This window comes from Paenibacillus sp. HJGM_3, from assembly GCF_045062745.1.
Classification (GTDB): Bacteria; Bacillota; Bacilli; order Paenibacillales; family NBRC-103111; genus Paenibacillus_AA.
The window spans coordinates 1-19,097 of the sequence record NZ_JBJGED010000054.1; the positions used below are offsets into that span (position 1 = coordinate 1).

Annotated in this window: 17 protein-coding genes; 9 read left to right on the forward strand and 8 right to left on the reverse strand. The window is 57.9% G+C overall.

Annotated elements, in window-relative coordinates; all coding sequences use genetic code 11:
* Window positions 1–210: 210 nt before the first annotated feature.
* From ACI5FR_RS33435 to ACI5FR_RS33450, 4 genes are all read left to right on the forward strand, one after another.
* A complete protein-coding gene (locus tag ACI5FR_RS33435) occupies window positions 211–1,212 on the forward strand; it encodes an RNA polymerase sigma factor (RefSeq protein WP_405462665.1) in 1,002 nt (333 codons plus the stop codon).
* 85 nt (window positions 1,213–1,297) lie between these two features.
* Window positions 1,298–1,708 carry a VOC family protein gene (locus tag ACI5FR_RS33440; protein ID WP_405462666.1) on the forward strand — a complete coding sequence of 137 codons (411 nt, stop codon included), beginning with the start codon at window positions 1,298–1,300 and terminating at the stop codon, window positions 1,706–1,708.
* Between the two features lie 20 nt (window positions 1,709–1,728).
* Complete coding sequence (locus ACI5FR_RS33445) at window positions 1,729–2,256, forward strand: GyrI-like domain-containing protein (RefSeq protein ID WP_405462668.1); 528 nt, start codon at window positions 1,729–1,731, stop codon at window positions 2,254–2,256.
* A complete protein-coding gene (locus ACI5FR_RS33450) occupies window positions 2,253–2,744 on the forward strand; it encodes a GyrI-like domain-containing protein (protein ID WP_405462670.1) in 492 nt (163 codons plus the stop codon). Before ACI5FR_RS33445 ends, ACI5FR_RS33450 begins: the two co-directional genes overlap by 4 nt.
* Before the next feature lie 335 nt (window positions 2,745–3,079).
* Here the strand turns inward: ACI5FR_RS33450 and wsfD are convergent, their stop codons facing one another.
* The 4 genes from wsfD to ACI5FR_RS33470 form a co-directional block, all read right to left on the reverse strand.
* Complete coding sequence (wsfD, locus tag ACI5FR_RS33455; RefSeq protein ID WP_405462672.1) at window positions 3,080–4,507, reverse strand: glycan biosynthesis hexose transferase WsfD; 1,428 nt, start codon at window positions 4,505–4,507, stop codon at window positions 3,080–3,082.
* The gene (locus ACI5FR_RS33460) at window positions 4,504–4,965 is read right to left on the reverse strand and encodes a GtrA family protein (protein WP_405462673.1); all 462 of its coding nucleotides are present in this window, start codon (window positions 4,963–4,965) and stop codon (window positions 4,504–4,506) included. Before ACI5FR_RS33460 ends, wsfD begins: the two co-directional genes overlap by 4 nt.
* Before the next feature lie 3 nt (window positions 4,966–4,968).
* Window positions 4,969–5,988, reverse strand: a complete 1,020-nt coding sequence (locus ACI5FR_RS33465; RefSeq protein WP_405462675.1) for a glycosyltransferase family 2 protein — start codon at window positions 5,986–5,988, stop codon at window positions 4,969–4,971.
* A 105-nt stretch (window positions 5,989–6,093) separates the two neighbouring features.
* Entirely contained in the window at window positions 6,094–7,047 is a 954-nt protein-coding gene (locus tag ACI5FR_RS33470; protein ID WP_405462677.1) for a phosphatase PAP2 family protein, read from the reverse strand.
* Window positions 7,048–7,273: 226 nt separating this feature from the next.
* On the opposite strand from ACI5FR_RS33470, the gene ACI5FR_RS33475 reads away from it, so the two are divergent.
* The 3 genes from ACI5FR_RS33475 (at window position 7,274) to ACI5FR_RS33485 (ending at window position 10,497) form a co-directional block, all read left to right on the forward strand.
* The gene (locus ACI5FR_RS33475; RefSeq protein ID WP_405462678.1) at window positions 7,274–8,278 is read left to right on the forward strand and encodes a Gfo/Idh/MocA family protein; all 1,005 of its coding nucleotides are present in this window, start codon (window positions 7,274–7,276) and stop codon (window positions 8,276–8,278) included.
* 183 nt (window positions 8,279–8,461) lie between these two features.
* On the forward strand, window positions 8,462–9,697 hold the full coding sequence (locus ACI5FR_RS33480; RefSeq protein WP_405462680.1) for an NAD(P)/FAD-dependent oxidoreductase: 1,236 nt from the start codon (window positions 8,462–8,464) through the stop codon (window positions 9,695–9,697).
* A gap of 68 nt (window positions 9,698–9,765) precedes the next feature.
* Window positions 9,766–10,497 carry a DUF3221 domain-containing protein gene (locus tag ACI5FR_RS33485; protein ID WP_405462682.1) on the forward strand — a complete coding sequence of 244 codons (732 nt, stop codon included), beginning with the start codon at window positions 9,766–9,768 and terminating at the stop codon, window positions 10,495–10,497.
* Window positions 10,498–10,517: 20 nt separating this feature from the next.
* On the opposite strand, the gene ACI5FR_RS33490 is transcribed toward ACI5FR_RS33485, so the two are convergent.
* From ACI5FR_RS33490 to ACI5FR_RS33505, 4 genes are all read right to left on the reverse strand, one after another.
* Window positions 10,518–11,648 carry a Ger(x)C family spore germination protein gene (locus ACI5FR_RS33490; protein WP_405462683.1) on the reverse strand — a complete coding sequence of 377 codons (1,131 nt, stop codon included), beginning with the start codon at window positions 11,646–11,648 and terminating at the stop codon, window positions 10,518–10,520.
* Window positions 11,641–12,723 carry a GerAB/ArcD/ProY family transporter gene (locus ACI5FR_RS33495; protein ID WP_405462684.1) on the reverse strand — a complete coding sequence of 361 codons (1,083 nt, stop codon included), beginning with the start codon at window positions 12,721–12,723 and terminating at the stop codon, window positions 11,641–11,643. Before ACI5FR_RS33495 ends, ACI5FR_RS33490 begins: the two co-directional genes overlap by 8 nt.
* Before the next feature lie 36 nt (window positions 12,724–12,759).
* Window positions 12,760–14,244 carry a spore germination protein gene (locus ACI5FR_RS33500; protein ID WP_405462686.1) on the reverse strand — a complete coding sequence of 495 codons (1,485 nt, stop codon included), beginning with the start codon at window positions 14,242–14,244 and terminating at the stop codon, window positions 12,760–12,762.
* Window positions 14,245–14,401: 157 nt separating this feature from the next.
* Window positions 14,402–15,802, reverse strand: coding sequence for a SpoVR family protein (locus tag ACI5FR_RS33505; RefSeq protein ID WP_405462687.1), 1,401 nt, complete (start codon window positions 15,800–15,802; stop codon window positions 14,402–14,404).
* A gap of 233 nt (window positions 15,803–16,035) precedes the next feature.
* Between ACI5FR_RS33505 and ACI5FR_RS33510 the strand changes: the two genes are divergently transcribed.
* Together ACI5FR_RS33510 and ACI5FR_RS33515 are read left to right on the forward strand one after the other, a co-directional pair.
* The gene (locus tag ACI5FR_RS33510; RefSeq protein WP_405462688.1) at window positions 16,036–18,339 is read left to right on the forward strand and encodes a hypothetical protein; all 2,304 of its coding nucleotides are present in this window, start codon (window positions 16,036–16,038) and stop codon (window positions 18,337–18,339) included.
* Window positions 18,340–18,430: 91 nt separating this feature from the next.
* On the forward strand, window positions 18,431–19,097 hold a 667-nt coding region (locus ACI5FR_RS33515; RefSeq protein ID WP_483875166.1), incomplete at its 3' end, for a DUF7309 domain-containing protein.

The window sequence follows — 19,097 nt, forward strand, 5'->3', positions numbered from 1 at the left end:
CTGCAAAAAAAAGGAATACTACGACAAACCGAGTAATTCACAACATGACTCCAAAATTAAGGGGCCGAGCCGTATTCCCGATTGAAAATTGATTTTTTAACGATTAGCGGAAAATTTTTCCGTTAATTCCGAGCTCGGGAGGATATCGACGGGTGGCGGCGAATAAGAACGCCATGCGAACACGGTCCGACAGGGCGGAGGAAACCGAGTATGACGATTAGGGAATGTAGACAGATGAGGGACGCGGGCGGCGATCCAGCGGAACGTGTGCCGACGGGCGAAACGGGGGGCGGTCCCCGTGGCCGGATCCAGGGGCGCGTTGATGAGAAGAGCAATCTGAAAGAACGTGCGCGAACCAATCAAGTGGCTAGCTGTCTAGGGAACCAGGTACCGAAATGTCCTGACGCGACGAGAGAACTGGCCGGACGTGTGCAGCACGCCCGGACGCCGGGTCTCGCGGCGTCCCCGGCTTCCCAGCCTGCGGGCGGCGAGCGGCTTCAGGAGCTCGAAGCGCTGCGGCAGCCGCTCCTGCGCTATTGCCTACAGCTGGCCGGCTCGCGCTGGGACGCGGAGGACCTCGTGCAGGACACGATGGTCCGCCTCCTGGACGCCGCGGCCGAACGGCCGGAGCGCGAGACCGGCTTCCGCTACGCCTGCCGGACCGCGCGCAACCTATGGATCGACCGCTGGCGCCGATCCCAGCGGGGGGCACGCCTCGTGCGGGCCGAGGCGGCTCATTCACAGTCGGCGCCGGACCGGGCAGCGGGCGACATGGATGTGCGCGAGCACCTCGAGGAGCTCGCCTGGAGGCTGTCGCCCAAGCCGTTCGTCATCCTGCTGCTGATGGACGTGTTCGACTTCACGGCGAAGGAGACGGCGGCGTGGCTGGGCGGCACCGAGGTGGCGGTGCAGGTGGCGCTCTCGCGGGCCCGAAGCCGGCTGCAGTCGCTCCGGCGCCCGGCCGGCGCCACAGGCCGCGCCGTCGGCAGCCGCGCGGCCGAGCGCCAAGCCGCGCTGAGCGGCCCCGGCTCCGCCGCCTTCTTCGAAGCGGTGCTCGACGCCTTCCGGCGCCGCGAGCCGGTCGCGATGCAGGAAGCGTACTTGAGCCTGACCGCGAGCGGAGCACAGCTGCAGCGCCTCCGCTCGATGGGGGGTAAGGTGTATTTTACGTTCAAGGATCCCGACGGCAACCTGCTGATGGTGACCGCCTGATCTCAACTTATTTACGGAGGCTGTATGGTTGCGGGGCGTTCATTCGTTACATAGAGGCAGGTCCACCACATAAGGAGGCGCTACTATGCCGGTTCAACTGCTAGGCGGAGTGTTCGTATCCGTCACGAATCTGGAACGCTCGATCGAATTTTATACGGAAATGCTGGGGTTGCACTGCCGCGGTATCGAGGACTGGGGGGACGGGCGGCGTGGCGCGACGCTGTTCTTCAAGCCGCATCCCGAGCATGCCGCCTTGTTCAGCCTGGCGGAAGTGAAGGGGCCAATCCTAACGTCCGAGCAGCCGGCCTTCAATTTCAAATGCAGCGAGATCCCGGATTTGCACGAGGCGCTGCAGGTCAAGGGCTGTCGCGTGACGGAGCTCGAGTCGTGGGACTCCCCGTGGAATCATCATCTCATGTTCGATTTGTTCGACCCGGACGGCCATCGCGTCAATCTGATCGAGCTGGTCCCGATCGCCGTACCCCGGAGCAAATAAAACGAAGAGAGGGAACAAGGATGATCCTCGAGACCAAATTCGTAGAAAAACCGGCTTTTCAAGTCGTAGGCATGGAAGAACTCATCCATCCCGATTCCGACACGCCGCCATCCGAGAACGCTATCGCCCGGTTGTGGCGCAGGTTCAGAGAGCTCATGCCGGACATTCCGGGCCAGCTCGGCTGGCGCAGCTTCGGGCTCATGCTCCACGATCCGAATAACCGGCCGGGAGCCCCGTTCCGTTACATCGCGGCGGTCCAAATCTATGAAGAGGGGGACATCCCGGACGGACTCATCCGCATTGAAGTCTCGGCGGCGCGTTATCTCGTGCTCACCTTGCGGGGTCCGTTGGATGAGATCCGTGCTGGATTCGGACATTTCTGGGGGCATTGGCTCCCGAACAGCCCTTACGAGTATGACGGCGGTACCGGAACAGGCAAGTACGAGTTCGAGTTTTACGATCAGCGTTACACGCAGCCGAACGATCCGAACAGCGAGATCGACTTGTACTTCCCGATTCGCGCGAAAACGGGGGGATCAGGGCAGTGAATGCACCAATCCATGTCGAGCTCGTGGACCTGCAGTGGACGGGGCTAGGCCTCCGATTCACCCACAACATGTCGAACCTGGATGCGTGTACCATTGACGCTATGGGCACGCTTCGAGATCGACTCTCCAGCATCCCCAATGTGAAGCGGCCGGATACGATGTACGGCATCTCGCCTCCGAACTACAAGGGGAATCCCGGCGAGCTGGACTTCTACGTCTGTGTCGAGGTCGAACCGATCGCGGCCGTGCCGCCCGGGATGGTGCACATCCGGATTCCGGAAAGGCTCTACACCCGAACGGTCTACCGCGGTGCGGTCAATGACCGGGAAGCCGCCTACAGCTACACGTCGGCCTGGCTAAAGGAGCGTGGCTATGCGTACGATGATGTCGAGTACTATCTGGAGGAGTACGGCCCGGACACGAGAATGGATGCGACTCAAGAGGAGTCGAGCGTAATGTACATCTACTGTCCGGTCAAACGCCCTTAATCCGAGCTCCGAAAAACAAAAAACCTCTGGGCCTCAAAAAAGCCCCAGAGGTTATTTAATTTACTAGAAAGTATCAATTTCGGGTGGCTTTGGGCGAAGAGGTACCAGGAGAACGTCGTTCCGCTATTCGGGCTAAACCGCAAATATTTCGTCGTGAAGGGAAACGATATTCCGCTATTCCTTTCAAAAGCAAGAATCCAGCCCCATTTGTCCCGAAATAAGGGAACCTCGTTCCCACAAAGGGTTGATTTCTATGGTTTCCGTGAGAATAGAGGAATCACGTTCCGGACCTCTCCGGTGATGTTCGGTCAGGTTTTAAAGCGCAGAAGCTTTTCTCACTTCCGCAAGCCAGTCAACTTCGCTACGATCCACAGCACACCGGCCACGAGCATCATATCGAAGGTGACGTTGAACAAGAACAAATGCTTGGCCAAATCCGCTTCCCCGTCGCCGATGATCGGGATGAGGAAGGCGATGGCGCCGATCGCGCCGATGAGCGCGAACAGCTCGGCGAAGACGCGCTGCCGCAGGCTCGTCGCCCTGACGTACTCCCAGAGGAGCACGCCATAGTAGGCGGCGTACACGAGGAGCACGAACCAGAACCGGTTCGGCATGTAGTCGTGCTTGAATTCGCTCCAATAGCTCAGCTTCGTATTCACGGCCCCGGACGGATACCCCTCCGATTGCTCGTACGTGCCGAGGTAGTACGGGCGGATCGTCATGCCGTCCCGCGCCGCGACCTCGAGCTTGTCCCACAGCCGGCCTGGGTGCGTGAGGTAGAATTTTACGATTTTCCCATGGCTCATATGGTTGTAGAACAGCTCGTACAGCTTCGGGTCGCGCTGCGGAATCAGCGTGTTCGGCGTGAAGAAGTTCGTATTGGCGAGCACCGCCAGCTCCGGGCTGAGCCCGAGCGCCTTCAGATCCGCTTCCACCGTAGTCGAATCCTTGAGCACCCCGTAGAAGACGGTCTGGTAAATGTTAATCTCCTTGAACTGCTTCGGGGCTAGGAGGTACATCGCCACGGAGCCGAGCGCGAGGACCAGCGACCCCCAGATGACGAGCTTCCGCCACCCTCCGTCGGAACGAAACCTCAAAAACCGCAACCCCATCAAGCCGGCCAAAATTCCCATCGGGGCATTTTGGATTTTGGAAAACACAAAAAAGAAACAGACGACGAAGTAGAACGCAAGCAGCGTCTTGGACGGACGGTCCTGCTTAGTAAGCGCGATGCCGAGCGCCGCAGTCAACAGCAGGAACACGAGCGAGACCGGCTCGCCGTACAGCGAGTTGAAGTAGGCGACATACCCGCCGTCCGCGAACACCGCGACGAGCAGCACCGCCATGGCAATCGCGAAGACGTGAGACTTGGCTTTATTGTACCGGATCGAATAATAGAAAGCGGTCATCAGGAGGGCGGTATACACCAGCACCATAAAGCGCATGTCGAACCATTGATTGCTGTACAGCAGCCGGTTCAGCCACGTTGCGACGAACACGACGAGCGTCTGGGTCGTAATGTACGCACCGCGGAACGGATCGGCGAACGCCCAGTCTTTGATGAAATAATGGAAATATTTGTCCTCGTAGTTCAAATCGGGGTGTGCGTAGTCCATCCCCACCGTGCTGAATACCCGCAGAAAATCGCCGTTGTCCGCGATTCCCACGATGGGGTGAACAACGGTGACCCCGATGACCAGGCCGGCTGCCGCGAGCAGCGTCCAGAATTCGACGCTCCGCAGCAGTCTGTGCAGCAGTCTCATGAAGCTTCCTCCTTCCGCGGCTCCACGGAGGGACGCGATTCGCGGAAGGCGAAGAAGCGCTGGCCGATGTAGTTCGTAATCGTGTACAGCCCTGCTCCGATCAGGACGGCCAAGTTGTCCGCCCAGCCGGCATATTGCTCCGAGACGAGGGCGAGCAGCCAATCGCTCAGCACGAGCCCGGCTGCGTAGGACAATCCGTAGCAGACGAGAATGACGGCCACGAACCTCCAGGCGCTGCGGCCGACGCTAGTCTGGGATTGGAACGTGAATGTGCGATTCAATACGTAACTCACGCATGCGCCGATGCAATTGCCGAGGAACGTCGCGATCCAATAATGCAAGTCAAGCCCGTTAAGCAGCAAATACGTCGCCGACAGCCCGATCAATGTATTCAAGACGCCGACAAGCAGGAAGCGAACGAACGAATGCTGCCACAACCGCTGCAAGGTAGCTGCCATCCGCTATCCTTGGGGCTGAAGCTCCTGCGGAGCGGGAGCCGGTCCTTTCGTCCCTGCAGAGACGAGCGGCGTCAGCTCTTTCTCCACGATGAATAGCGGGCGGTGTTTCACTTCTTTGTAGATCTTGCCGATGTACTCGCCAATCAGCCCGAGGCTGATGAGCTGCACGCCGCCGATGAACCAGACGGACACCATAAGCGACGTCCAGCCTGCGATCGTATTGCCGATGAGCTTCTGTACGATCGCGTACAAGCCGGCGATCACGCTCACGAGGAACAGCAGGAATCCGGCGCTTGTTACGAGACGAATCGGCGTTACGCTGAGAGAGGTGATGCCATCCCAGGCGAATGCGAGCATTTTCTTGAGCGGGTACTTCGACTCGCCGGCGAACCGTTCGTGCCGGTCATAGTAGACGTTCGTCGAGCGGAAGCCGACCATCGGCACGATGCCGCGCAGGAACACGTTCACTTCCTTGAACCGGTGCAGCTGCTCCAGTGCCCTGCGGCTCATCAGGCGGTAATCGGCATGGTTATATGTGATTTTGACACCCATGCTCTTCATCATTTTATAGAACGCTTGCGCGGTGAACCGCTTGAAGAACGTATCGGTCTCCCGGCTGTCCCGCACCCCGTATATGACCTCGTAGCCTTCTTGGAATTTCACGAGAAATTCGCGAATGACGTTCGGGTCGTCCTGCAGGTCGGCATCGATCGAGATGGCGCAATCGGAGCGGGTAGTTACGGATTGCAAGCCGGCGAGCAGCGCACTCTGATGGCCTGCATTGCGGGCGAGCTTCAGCCCGGAGATATGGGGATGCGTGCGGTGATAGCTCTCGATCAGCTCCCAAGTGCGGTCCCGGCTGCCGTCGTCGACGAACAGCACGAAGCTGGACGGGGCGGCGAGCCGCTCGGCAATGACCCGTTCGAGTATCGCCGTCAGGCGGATGACTGTCTCGGGAAGCACTTCTTCTTCGTTGTAGCAAGGCACGACGATGCTCACAACGGGCAATTTCTTGTGTTCCATGGGGCTATTCCTGACTCCTCTATTTTTGAACTCATCATAACCGACTCGGGCTTGCAAATCAAATCAACAACGACCCTTCCCCTTCCTTTAGGCCCATAGCGGAGACTAGCCGGGCATACTCGGATTGTGCGGCTGCACCTCCGCCGGACGAGCCGGCAGCGCCGCCTCGTCGCCTCGATGCATCCGGGCGTGGAGCCTGGTTCCGAGCCGCTCGAACGCCCCGGCGAATGCGGAGAAGCCCCGCGAACCGACGATCCAGTCCGACAGCTTCACACACCCGTAAGCGAACGCCATTCCGGCGAACATATCGATGACCCAGTGAATTTTCAAATATAATGTAGAAATCATGATCGATACCCCGAACACCCCGATCACCCAGCGGTACCAGCGGCTCTTCTCCCGCATCGCGAGCAAGATGGCGGAGAAGGCGATCGACGTGTGCATGCTCGGGAAGCAGTTCAGCGCAGTCGCGTATTGCTGCTCCGGGGTAAGCGCACGCTCCAGCAAATCGGGTGTCCCCTGCACGTACCAAACCTCCTGCAGCAGAATCGTGTTGTAAAAGATCAGGATGAGCGGCACTTGAAGCAAGTAGCCGGCGAGCGAGTAACGGGCGAACTTATGCACGTCCTTCGTGAAGAACGCCCGGATGACGCACATCCAGTATGTGAGCGCAAAGCCGAACGCATACACCCATTGGAAGTAGACGGTCAGCCACCTCGGCTGCCACACGCGCATGAAGCTCGCGTCGTTCAGGGGAATCGAATTGAACCACTCGTTCCATTTGAAAATATGATGCACGCTCTCTGTCTGAAACCCGACGACCCGATGCCACATCGGATTCGCGTATTGGTAGATGACGTAGAACAGGAACAGCACGACGAGTCCGAGCGGCATGAATTGCCCCCAGGAGATCGGCTTGGCGTCCTTCCGCGTCCCGAACAGGGCGCCTGCTAGCAGGACGAGACTCGCCACGCCCCAGTTCTCCACGCGGGAGATGGCGAAGATCAGGGCCGCGGTTAGGGCGAACAGGAGCGGGATGAACAGTTTTTTGGCTCTCATGATGGGAATGATTCCTCTCTCTCTAGCACTTTTACACTTTACAAATTTACAATAGGTTTACAATAACCGAAGTCCAAGCCCGGAGGCAAGACTAAACGCCTGCATGGGGACGATGTTCTGGACAAAATGTTCATGGGTTCGGAGTTTTCCTGTGCTATGATAAGGTGGACACGCTGCAGATGCAATAGCTGCTTAAATCCAATCGGGACAAGGGAGAGGACAAGAGATGGGAATCCGTTACGGCATTATCGGCTGCCGGCATGGGCACATTGCGATGTTTATCGAAGAGATGCAAACGCTGGGGCATACGTGCGCCGGCATCTATGAAGCGGATGACGGGAGGCTGGCGGATCAGCTGGCGGCCAAGTACAACATCCCGCGCGTTGAGTCCAGGGACGTCTTCCTCGATCCGGCTGTCACCGTAATCGGTTCGGCGGCCATCCACAATGAGAAGATCGCCGTCATCGAATGGTGCGAGCTCCACGGCAAGCATATCATGGTCGACAAGCCGGCGGTCACCGACCGGGATGGCTTAGAGCGGCTCGAGGCGGTTATCGGTCGCGGCCGCATCCAGATCGGCATGCTCTTGACCGAGCGGTTCCGCCCGGCGGTACATACGCTCAAGCAAGCGATCGACGCGGGCGAGCTCGGCCGCCTTGTGAGCATCACGATGCGCAAACCGCATCGGCTGAATCCTGCATCGCGAGGGGCATGGCATTTCTCGAAGCGTCAGAGCGGCGGGATTATCGTGGACCTGCTCATCCACGATTTCGACCTGCTGCTCTGGCTGACCGGCCAATCGGCCGCGTCTGTGCAGGCCGTCATGACCAAGAACGAGCTCCCGGAGTATCCGGAGTTCTGGGATGCAGCTTCCGCGCAGGTCGTGACCGAAGGCGGCGTCATCGGCCAGCTGTATGCGGATTGGCATACGCCGGACCGAAGCTGGACGTGGGGCGACTGCCGCCTGTTCGTGAACGGCACGGCCGGCTTCGCGGAGCTGCGGCTGTGCGGCGACCCTTCGGTATCCGACGCCGACGAGCTCCTGCTGCGGGTGACCGACTCGCAGCCGCTCGAGCGCGTCGAGCTGACGCCGCCTCCTCTGACGCTGACGGCGGATTTCCTCCGTCGGGTCGCGGGCGAACCGGGTGCGCTGACTCACCTCGACGTGCTCGCAGCGAGCGCGCTGACGATCGCCGCCGATGAAGCGGCGGTGCTGCGCAACAATATATAAGAGTAAGCGGTCGCGCAAAAAATAGGCTGAAGGACGTGGCCCGGAGGTCCCGATTTTAAGCCTGCGATGACACAATCGGTGACACTCTGTAACTTCATTCCGTGTGAGGCTTCTTTTACAATGGGTTTGTAAATCCGCTGCAGAAGGCTTGACATGCTGAATGAAGAAAGGGGAGACGTCGAAATGAATCACCGGTATGACGTCATTGTTGTCGGAGCGCGCGTCGCAGGCTCGTCGCTGGCCTACGAGCTCTCGCGAGCGGGCTATGAGGTGCTGCTGCTGGATAAGAGCACATTCCCGAGCGATACGTTGTCGACCCATAATTTTTATGGCAATTCCTTGGCGATGCTGAGGGACATGGGGGTGCTGCAAAAGCTGCTCGATACCGGTACGCCCACCTACAAGCGAGCGGTCATTCAATTCGAGGATGTCGTCCTCGACGGGGAATTCCCGGAGGTCGACGGAGAGACGGAATGCTTGTGCATTCGGCGCACGCATCTGGACGACATCTTGTTCCGGCATGCCTCCTCTCAGGCGCGGGTGACTTCGGTGACCGGGTTCCGCATCACGGATGTGATCCGGGAAGGGGATGCCGTCACCGGGGTAACGGGCGTCAGCCGCGACGGGGCGCGGCAGCAATTTCGCGCCAAGCTTGTCGTGGGTGCGGACGGACGCAACTCCACAGTGCGGGGCCTGGTGAACAGTCCGTGCCGGATGGCCGTGCCCACGGACTATGCTTCCTATGTCGGCTACTATGCCGGTTACCGGCAAGACGGCGACCTTCATGTGGAGCTGTATAAAATCCGGGATAAAATCGGGATCGTCTTCCCTACGAGCGACAACTTGTACGTAGTGGGCGTCATGTTCCCGCTCGACAGCGAGGAATGGATGGACCGGTTCAAGACAGGTCCCGAGCAGGCGATGCGGGATGTGATCGAACGCGACTTCGCGAATGCCCCCGTACGGGATCGGATGCGAGGGACCACACTCGTCGGTCCGGTCCGAGGGCTGCTCGGCTACGACAACGACTGGTACGAGGGAATGGGGCCCGGTTGGGCGCTCGTAGGCGATGCCTTCTCATTCAAAGACCCCGCGGTCGGGCAAGGGATGCAGGAGGCGCTGTATGGGGCTCGCATTCTCACCGAGGTCCTCTCCCGCCACTCGAACTGGGACGAGGCGTGGGGGACGATGGCGCAGGAGTTCCAGAGCTTGATGGAGGCGAAAATGAGCTTCCACTTCCATCTGGCCTGCCAGTATACGAAGAATGTCCCGTTCACCCCGGAGCAAATGGGGCTGAATCGCCTCCTGGCCTCGAGTCCGGCTGCGACTCGTGCGTTCTTGGGGCTCTACAACCGGGCGGTGGGACCGCAGCAGTTTGAATTTATCGTCAAGGAGCTGCTGGCGCGACCGATTAATTAGCAACCTTTATCCATCATTTGGTGTTTATGTTTTAGCACATCAACCAATGGTGGAGGAGAGGATCGCCCGTGAAAAAGTTTTGGCTTGGTCTGGTATGCGGGATCGTGATAGCGACCAGTACCGCCGTTTACGCTAACGAAGCGATTCAAGCGACTTTATTTCCCGTGCAATATTTTTTCAACAGTCAGCCGCATGAGCCTGATAGCGAATATGCCACATTGAACTACAACGGGCACGCCTACGTCCCGGTTCGATTCGTAGCCGAGAGCATGGGCGCCTCGGTAAATTACGATGAGGCGTATCGCTACATCTCGATAAAGCAACCGCTCGTCGTTCCCTATAGAACCCCTTCGGAATTGGGTACCTTCTCGATTGAAGGCTACATCACGAAGATCGATGGCGAGCGGGTGTTGATCGTGAGCACCTCTGCGAAAGACATACACGCCCAGAACAAGGAATTTTACGAGGCCGTCTGGGTGGGCAACGTTCCCAAAGGCTTGCGCGTCGGGCAAGCCGTTCAAGTGTCGTTTCAAGGAGTAGTCGAAACTTCGTATCCGGCTCAAGCACTGAACGACAAGCTTTCGTTCATGCCGGTCCAGAAACCCAAGCAGGCTGACCTCTCGGAGGAGCAAGTCGTACGCCAAGCGATTGTCCAAGCCGGTGAGACAGAGGAGCGGCTCCTCTTCGTGGTCAAGGATGTGGCGTACGATGAATATTCGGATACGTGGTCGGTCCGATATGTGAATGCATTCCAGCAATACCCTCGTCAGGAGCAGATTCATCTCGTAGCCGATCAATGAGGCCAGCGAGATGCCACCCCTTATTTGAACATGCCGGCGTTGTTGATATCGACTTTTATTTCGAACCGGATGTCGGTCTGGGGGTAGACCGATTCCCAGTCGAGCGACTTCCAGGCGGAATAAGTGGAAGAGTTACGGACCGCGACCCCGATTCCCAGGCTGTCGACCCGATTTTCCTGCAAGAAGGCGACCATCTGCTCGGCCTTTTTCGTGATGGCTTTCTCAAATGCAGCTTCCAGCTCTTTTCGGGATTTGGTGTCGCTCAGATCGATTACGGCGTTATACTCGAGCAGCGACCCTTTAATTACGATTTCGAACGTGACTGTCAACCGATTTTCGGCGGATCGGGCGACACGTATATGGCGCTTATTGACCAGAGATGTCATCGTAACCTCATTGTGTCCGCCGAGCCCCTCGTGCTCGACTTGCAGCGCCAGATCGCCTTGCTTGAAATGGCCTCGCAAGAGAGAGAAGAAGATGGAGTCCTCCGGCGGAATCCGTTGGACATACTTGTCTCCCCGGAACAGGGCGACTCCGTCCAGGAGCACATCTTTCTCGCCTTGCTTGAGCAAGGGAGCGACGGGCTCGATGCCCTCTTCCATCAAATCCCGGACGAATCTGTGCAAGCTCGCCTGCGGGATGGTTTGGCGCTTCCCCTCCTTCTCCAGCAGACGGTCGATGTAGACCGCAGTCCTCGGATGCTGCGCGTAGCCCTTCAGCAGCAGGTCGGTGGCTACTCCGTTCACCACGCTAAGCTTGAGCCTATTGGAAGTAGCCGAGTCGCGCATGAGCGATTCAATGACATTCATGATGCCTTTGCGGGCCAACTCGGTTCCGAACAGGGCGCCTCTCAGCTGACCGCTGACGATGGCGAGCTCCGTTTGCTTCCCCATCTTGATCCGGGCTTCCTTGCTCGTGCTGGCGATCGTCGTCAGCGTTTCTCTCGTAAGCTTTTTCTCATGCGTAGACTTCGGCATCGAAGCGCCGATGAGCATACGATCGTCGTTCTTCTCTCCCCCTTCCTCCGGAGCTATATCATAGCTCACGGTATGCACGAAGCCCAGATCTTCCAGAATCCGCTGATCGGTACAGCCGACAAGACATAAGGCGATGCCTACGTATAAGCCTAGCACCCTTCCGTATCTATGCATTCTCGCTCACCCGATTCCCTCGCTGGAAGAGCAGGAACACGAGCAGCAGCAAGGGGAGTCCGAATGCCACACCCGTCTCGATATAGCCAATTGTCCGCAGCCAGAGCTGTACCTCGCTCATCACTTTCGGAATCCACGCCACCCCGTACACGACCAGTATGATTATGAAGCTGAGCCATTTGGACGGCACCCTTGGCACGAGACGCTCCAGCGCTTGCTGCGATGCCCAAGTGTACATCACGATCGTGATGATGACGGTGAAGAGAAAAATACCGTAGAGGAGGTTCTCCAGCCTCTCCACGAACGGAAATCGGACATAGGCGAGCAAACCCAGCGTAGGATAGAACGACTTCTTCAAATAATCGAGGCTGAAGAAGCCGAAACAGAAAAAGCATATGGACACATAGGAGATCGTCGTAAGCAGGTTTCCCATAAACATGGGTGTAAAGATCGGTCGCGTACTGACGAAGGGCAAAAGGAGCAGGGAGAGCTCATAGCCGATGAACGAATTGTAGACATTCAGGAATCCTTTTACATATGGGCCTTCCCCATGCAGCAAGAAGGGCGTCAGCCGGCTCCAGTTAAAATCTTTGTAATAAAACATTAAGAGAAACACCATCCAGAAGAAAAGCCAGAAAAAGACAGTCGCCGCTCTGGTAATGCTGAAAATGCCTTTGATCAGCAGCAAAAACGTCAGCAGCTCGATCAGGAACATAAGGAGCATCGGATGCGTTGTAGGAAAGGCCATCATCTGAAAGATTAACACGTATTGCTTCGCAACCATTACTCCTGCGAGCGACCACACGGCGGCCAAGGCGATGTATAGCGGAGCGAGCAGCCACTTGGAGATTGACTGCTCCATGATGTCGAAGATGCTCCGCCGGCCGCCGTACCGGTAGACCAGGGCGATCAATCCCATATTCAGGACGGCGACGAGGGAGACCAGGAACAAGATGATCCACCCGTTATATCCGAAATAGCGGGCAAGCTGCTCCGGGAGGCTGAGGATGACAACGCCGGTTTGCGTCATATGAACGAGAATAGCCAGATGAAAGGGCTCTATATTTTCTTTCACCGGTCGGACACCTCCTGTAGCGAATGGTGGTATTCATTACTTCCTCATCCGATTCCGGGTAGGATTCGGCGATCTGGCAATGGAAGGACGCTGTTTGAACAGATAAAACGGGCCCCGCACGAACACGTCCTTCCAATCGGTGAACCGGAACGGGGCGATCGGCCGAAGATAGGCGCCTTTCAAGCTCTTCAAACCGGACAAATGGATGACGAACAGCGTCAAGCCCAGAATTAGTCCGAAGTTTCCCCACAATCCGGCCAGGAGAATCAATCCGAACCGTACCAATCGAATGGATGCGCTCATTACGTAGCTAGGGATGACGAAGGAGGCGATGGCGGACAGAGCTACGGAGATAATGAGCACATTGCTCGTAAAGCCTGCTTGCACGGAAGCTTGTCCGATGACGATACCGCCGACGATACCGATCGTCTGCCCGATCTTGGTCGGCAGGCGGGCTCCGGCCTCCCGGAGCAGCTCGACCGTGGTCTCCATCAGTAGCGCTTCGTAGACCGGCGGGAACGGGACCCGACTGCGGGATTCGGTCAGCGTAGTGAGCAGAGCTTCCGGAATCATCTCGTAATGGTACGTGGTGATCGACACATAAAGCGAAGTCATCAGAATCGTAATGACGAAGGAGACCAACCTGAGCAGCCGGACCGCGGTGGCCAGCGGCCAACGCTGATAATAATCGTCGGGCGATGAGAAGAAATCGAAGAACGCCGACGGCGCGCTGATGACGGAAGGGCTGTGGTCCATTACGCCGATGATGCGGCCCGCCACTAATTTGGAGACCGCGGCGTCGACGCGCTCGCTCGTCATGAACAGCGGGAACAGCGAATTCGGGGAGTCGTCGATATGCTGGATCAGCATGTTCCCGTCATGGATGGCGTCGACTTCGATGTTCTTGATACGCTCGATCATATCCTCGACATAGTCTTGATTGGCGATGCCGTCGATATAGCAGATGCAGACGTCCGTCTTGGCGACTTCGCCAACGGAGAGACGCTCGATTTTCAGTTGTGAGCTCTTGAGCCGTCGGCGGATGAGCGATAAATTGACGCTAAGCGATTCCACGAACGCATCGTGAGGCCCCACGATAATCGTCTCGGTCTCCGATTGCTCCACCGCCCGCGTCTCGGGATTGTAGACATTGACCACATAAGTGCTTCGCCCATGGAAGACGGCGCACCAGCCTTCCAAGATGGCTTTGACTACGGCTTTTTTGTCGGTGGACTCTATGTATTCGGAGCGGGCCAATAGCGCCTTGACTTCGTCTTTACTCACATTGGAGAGGGGTTGAACTACTTCACGGTCGAAGTCGTCGGCTCCTGCCAGGTGCGGGAAATAGACGAGGTCGACCTCGATTTCCGGGTAGGAGCGGTGGCACAAGTCCGCGCATTTCTCGAACTCCTCGATGATGTGCTTCAGCGTAGGTCGTTCGGGTTTGACGTCGGCCGCACCGGTCTCGGATCCGCTCGATTGGAGCCGTCGGCCGATCATATGCTTGAGCCATTGGAACATGAGATCTGCCGCCTCCTTCTAGTTGTCAAAAAGCCGCTATCCTAAATGTGGGGCAATTGGGCTTTTTTTATTCTAGTTATTCTCAAGAAGACGAAGTGTAGCCGACACAACAAAAAACCTCCGGACGCGGCTCCAGAGGTTCTGCCTTGTAAATCGCTTATAAAAACTTGCGCGAATGCTTCTTTCCGTCATACGTGAACAGCACGCTTTTGTCTTCGACCACCGTTTCCAGATGAACGGTTTTGCCCCACAGCTTTTGCACGAACGGCAGCGTCTTCTCCAAGTACTTCAAGTCCATCTCCACACCCTCGAAAGCGTGCTTCAGATACATCTCGCCGATGTTGGCGTGATTGCCGTCCATCACATGAAGCACCGGGAATCCGCCGTTCACGCGGGAGTAGACGAGCTGGTCCCGAATGTTCTCCCAACTTTTGTCGGTAATCTTCCACTCCGGCCCCTTCTTCTCGAACACATACAGATCCAGGTCTTCGACGAGCTCCTTCGTCATGTAGTTGCGTACGAACGAAGTGTCGGAGTCGAGCTCACGCACCTCGAACATTTTGTCGCGGTCCCAGCGCTTCTCGATATCTTCGAAAATTTTCAGCCCCAGGTAGTACGGATTCAGGCTGTGGCGGGAAGGCTGGACGACGCCGGAGTTGAGCTTGGCGTACTCCACCGTCTCGTCCGGGGTCAGGTCGAGCTCGCGGACGATGCGCTGATGCCAATACGAGGCCCAGCCCTCGTTCATGATCTTCGTCTCTAGCTGCGGCCAGAAGTACAGCATCTCGTCGCGCAGCATCGTCAGAATATCCCGCTGCCATTCCTCGAGAATCGGGGAATGCTGCTCCAGGAAATACAGCAGGTCCTTCTCCGGCTTGGGCGGGAAGCGGCGGGCGGCGGACTCCCGTGCCTTCTCCTGCTCCTTCTCCTCGGAACGGAAGCTCTCATCCAATCCCCAGATGTCCTCGTATCCGGACATGCGCTTGGCCGCGGCCTTCTCGGTTCCGGTCCGGTCCTGTTTGCCGCGCGAGCCCAACTGGGCACGGGGGGTCGACATGATCAGGCTGGGATCGATATGCTCTTGAATCGCCAGCACCGAATCGAGGAACGTCTCGATCGCTTCGGGGCCGTGCTCCAGCTCGTATTGCCTCACCCGTTCCGCCGTCGCGGACATGCTCTCGACCATGTTGCGGTTCGTACGGGAGAACCGGGCGTTGTTCTTGAAGAAGTCACAGTGCGCGAGCACGTGGGCGACGATGAGCTTGTTCTGGATAAGCGAGTTGCCGTCGAGCAGGAAGGCGTAGCATGGGTTGGAGTTGATCACAAGCTCGTAGATTTTGCTGAGTCCCAGGTCGTACTGGGTCTTCATCCGGTGGAACGTCTTGCCGAAGCTCCAATGGCTGAACCGCGTCGGCATGCCGTAGGCACCGAAGGTGTAGATGATGTCGGACGGGCAGATCTCGTAGCGCATCGGGTAGAAGTCCAGCCCGAAGCCTTGGGCGATCTCGGTGATTTCTTCTATGGCGCGCTCCAACTGCTGGATTTCATCTTGTCTCATGGGGCGGTGCACCTCCGTACGGGGAAAAGGGTTTACTATCATGTTTATTCGGGCCGGGGGGAGGGATATACAGAATATTTTTGGAGCGCGTTAAACGGCGGAACGAAAATCGTCCTTTGGCCTTTCCAATTTAGGGCTTTCAGATCAGATCGGGGTTGTGTAGGAACTGGTATGATTTGAACTGGAAAACGATACCTGTAGCCAAAAGCCAAAAAAAGGGGAGGAGACGGGTCATGTCCGAATGGAAGGAAAAGCTGGCGAGGAGGCTCTGGCTGGTCGTCAAGCTGATCGGGATTTATATGTATCATTTGGTGCTGTCTACGATCTGGCTCATTTTAAAGTATTTCTTCATCTGGTTGTGGCGGATTGTGCGAAAGAAAACCGTTGCGATCACGCTGCTTACCGTTCTTATAGGCGGCATGGCGCTTCATGCGATTTTTCCGCGTATCGATCTGGTGCCCAACCTACTTACTTTCGGCAAGAACGGCGGGGAAGCCCAGCAGAAGACCGTCGATCGGCTGCTGGAAGGGAGCTGGGAGGAGCAGCAGGAAGCGGTTCGGGACTCGCTCGCCGGAGCCGGCATCGCCGTACTCAAAGGCGATGCCGATCCGAAGCCCGGCACTTTGTTCGTCATCCCGCCCGAGCTGACGCTGTTGACCGCCGATGCGAGCCGGAAGGCGTCGGGCGGCCACTTGAGCCTGGACGAGGTGGCGGATCTGTTCCAGCAGGCCGGGTTCCCGTTCGCCGAAGGCCGAGATCCGGCGCTGACGATGCAGTCCGCGATTCGCAAATGGGTGCTCGCGGCGCAAGAGAAGCCGAAGCTCGAAGGCTCCTATGTGCCGCTCTTCTTGCAAGCGATGGCGCAGCGGCAAGTGCCCGCGGTCGATCTGACGGCGGAAGACTGGGATCCGGCGGACTATCGGCTGACCCATATCGAGTTTGAAATGTTCCTGGGTGCCTTCATCCAGGCGCTGCCCTCCGAGTCGAGAACGGCAGGTTTATGGGAGCGGCTGCTCGGAGAGAAGGCCTACGCGGAGGAGAACACGGCGGTCTGCTCCAACCTGAAGAGCTGGCTGGGCGATTGGGGGACGCGGCAAGGGGGCGATGCAGGCGCCGTCAAGTTCACCGTCGAGTCCATCGGCATCTTGGTCGCCGAATTGACGGGCAAAGGCGTCGAAGTGCTCAGCCAGCTCGTCGCAGGCGTCATCCTCCCGATCATCAGCATGGCGCTGAAACTATTGAAGCTCGCGATGCTGTATTGGTCGGTCGACGTCACGCTCGAGGCGACCCCGGGCGAGCTGCATCGGCCGGCTTCGAATGAGGCCGGCAGCGAGATTGCCTACTTGGCGAAGGTCGGCGTGAACGAAGCGAAGTACAAGGCTTATGTGGATGGTTGGTCGAACACGCCTCTGGCCAAGAAGATCAAGGATTGCTTGTCCACGTTCGGATTCCCCGTCCCATCCGACACCGGAGAGCTGGCGGCCGATGTGGACAGGTGGAGCGTGGAATGGAACCTGTTTCAGGACGGGGGACCTCATGCAACGATCGGGCAGAGCAAAAACAAATTCGAGCTTCTAGGCCAACTCCAGATGAAGGTCAACCGCACGAGCGACATTGCCGGTGAAGCGAAGCTGATCGCCGATGTGGCGAAGGAACAGGTGAAGGATCATGACGGCGAGGAGCGAACCGGCACCGTCGTCGCCCGGGCACAGGTGGAAACCTCGGCACCGCCGGCCATCGGGACGTTCCTGAACGCGTACAAGGTCGGAGAAGGCGCAGCCAAGTCCGGCATTATGGATCTGCTCGCCTTGACGGATACGCTGCTGGACGTGCTCGCCGGCTGGTATCAGGAGATGGTGACTCCGGAGGCGTACGTCCGCACACAGGTCGCCTACCATGTGCCGAAGAGCGATTATGCGTACAAAGGCTGGATTTCGATGGCTTCGGAGCGGAATGAGAAAGAGACCCTTCCTGGAGGAGAGAAGAAAACCCGCGTAACGGCGCATGCGCGAATGGAAGCCGAATTGGTCGTCCTGGGCGATGGGCAGCAGTTCGAGATTCGGGGCGTGGGGATGATGAAGCTGTCCGGTCAATTCAACCTGTTCAATCAAACCGGAGGCGACTGCACGAACGGGAAGCTAACTCAAACGCAGTCGAGCTACGGCACAGGCCGCCACAGCTCGGATATCACGATCAACAGCCGGATGACCCGAACCGGATCCGATGCGAAGGGGTATACGTTCGCCTTTAGACCGATATTCCAGAGTAGAACCTCCGGCCAATACGACGTCAGAACCGTGTACCATACCCAGATGAACGGTTGCATGAACGGAGGGAAGCCGTCTTACGCGAGCTATCAGCGGGAAGAGAGAGACACACATCCCTATTCGCCTGTGCTGATCCCGCTGGAACTGACGATGGAGGCGGACCGCCCGTTCCCGAAGACGATCAGCGGCGGCCGTACATCGACGAATGAGCGCGGGGAGACGATCATCTGGACGTACAAGTTCGATCGTCTGGAGTCCGCGGAGAAGTAGGGTCGAAGGACGGCTAGCCTGCGTACGCCAGTGTCCATAGTCGTGGAATATGGTACAATGGGTCAAACCCTATTAATCAAGGAGATTCGACGTGCAACCAACGACTGCTCAATGGAGCGACTTGTATAACGCGGCAACGGAATTCAAACAGGCCGCAAGCTGGAAATGGATGAGGGACATCCACCTCTTCGGCGTCAAACATCCGGACTATCCGCTTGTCGGGTATTGTTCGGTGCTGGGCCGCGCGGGAGAAATGTTCGGGCTGGCCGTCTATCTCGGCTCTGCCGGACTTCGGACATTGCTGGACATGATGAGCGGGAGGCTGACGGAAGATCCGTTCTACCTCCAGCATTGCCTCATGCTGTCCTTCGATGACCGGGAGGACCTTCACCCTATGGAGCGAGCCAGGATCAAGGAGCTGGGGTTGAAATTCCGCGGCAAGCAGGCGTGGCCCTCATTTCGCCTGCATGAGCCCGGGTTCTACCCGTGGCCGTTGCAGAAGGCGGAGGAGGCCGTATTCCTGACGGCGGCGATCGAGCAAGCGATCGAAGTGGCCCAAGCGGCCAAAGGGGACCCCGACACCTATCTGGCGTGGGGCGACAATGGCTTCCTCACCCGAGTCGGAACCCGGGAGCCCGATGGCCGCCTGAGCTGGCGAACCGAGTGGCTGGAGCCGGAGGAGGCTGCGGTTGAGGCGGCCGGCCTGCCGTCCGCTTCCGCCGCTCCAGCCGTTGACGAGCTGCGCCTCGCCAAGCTGA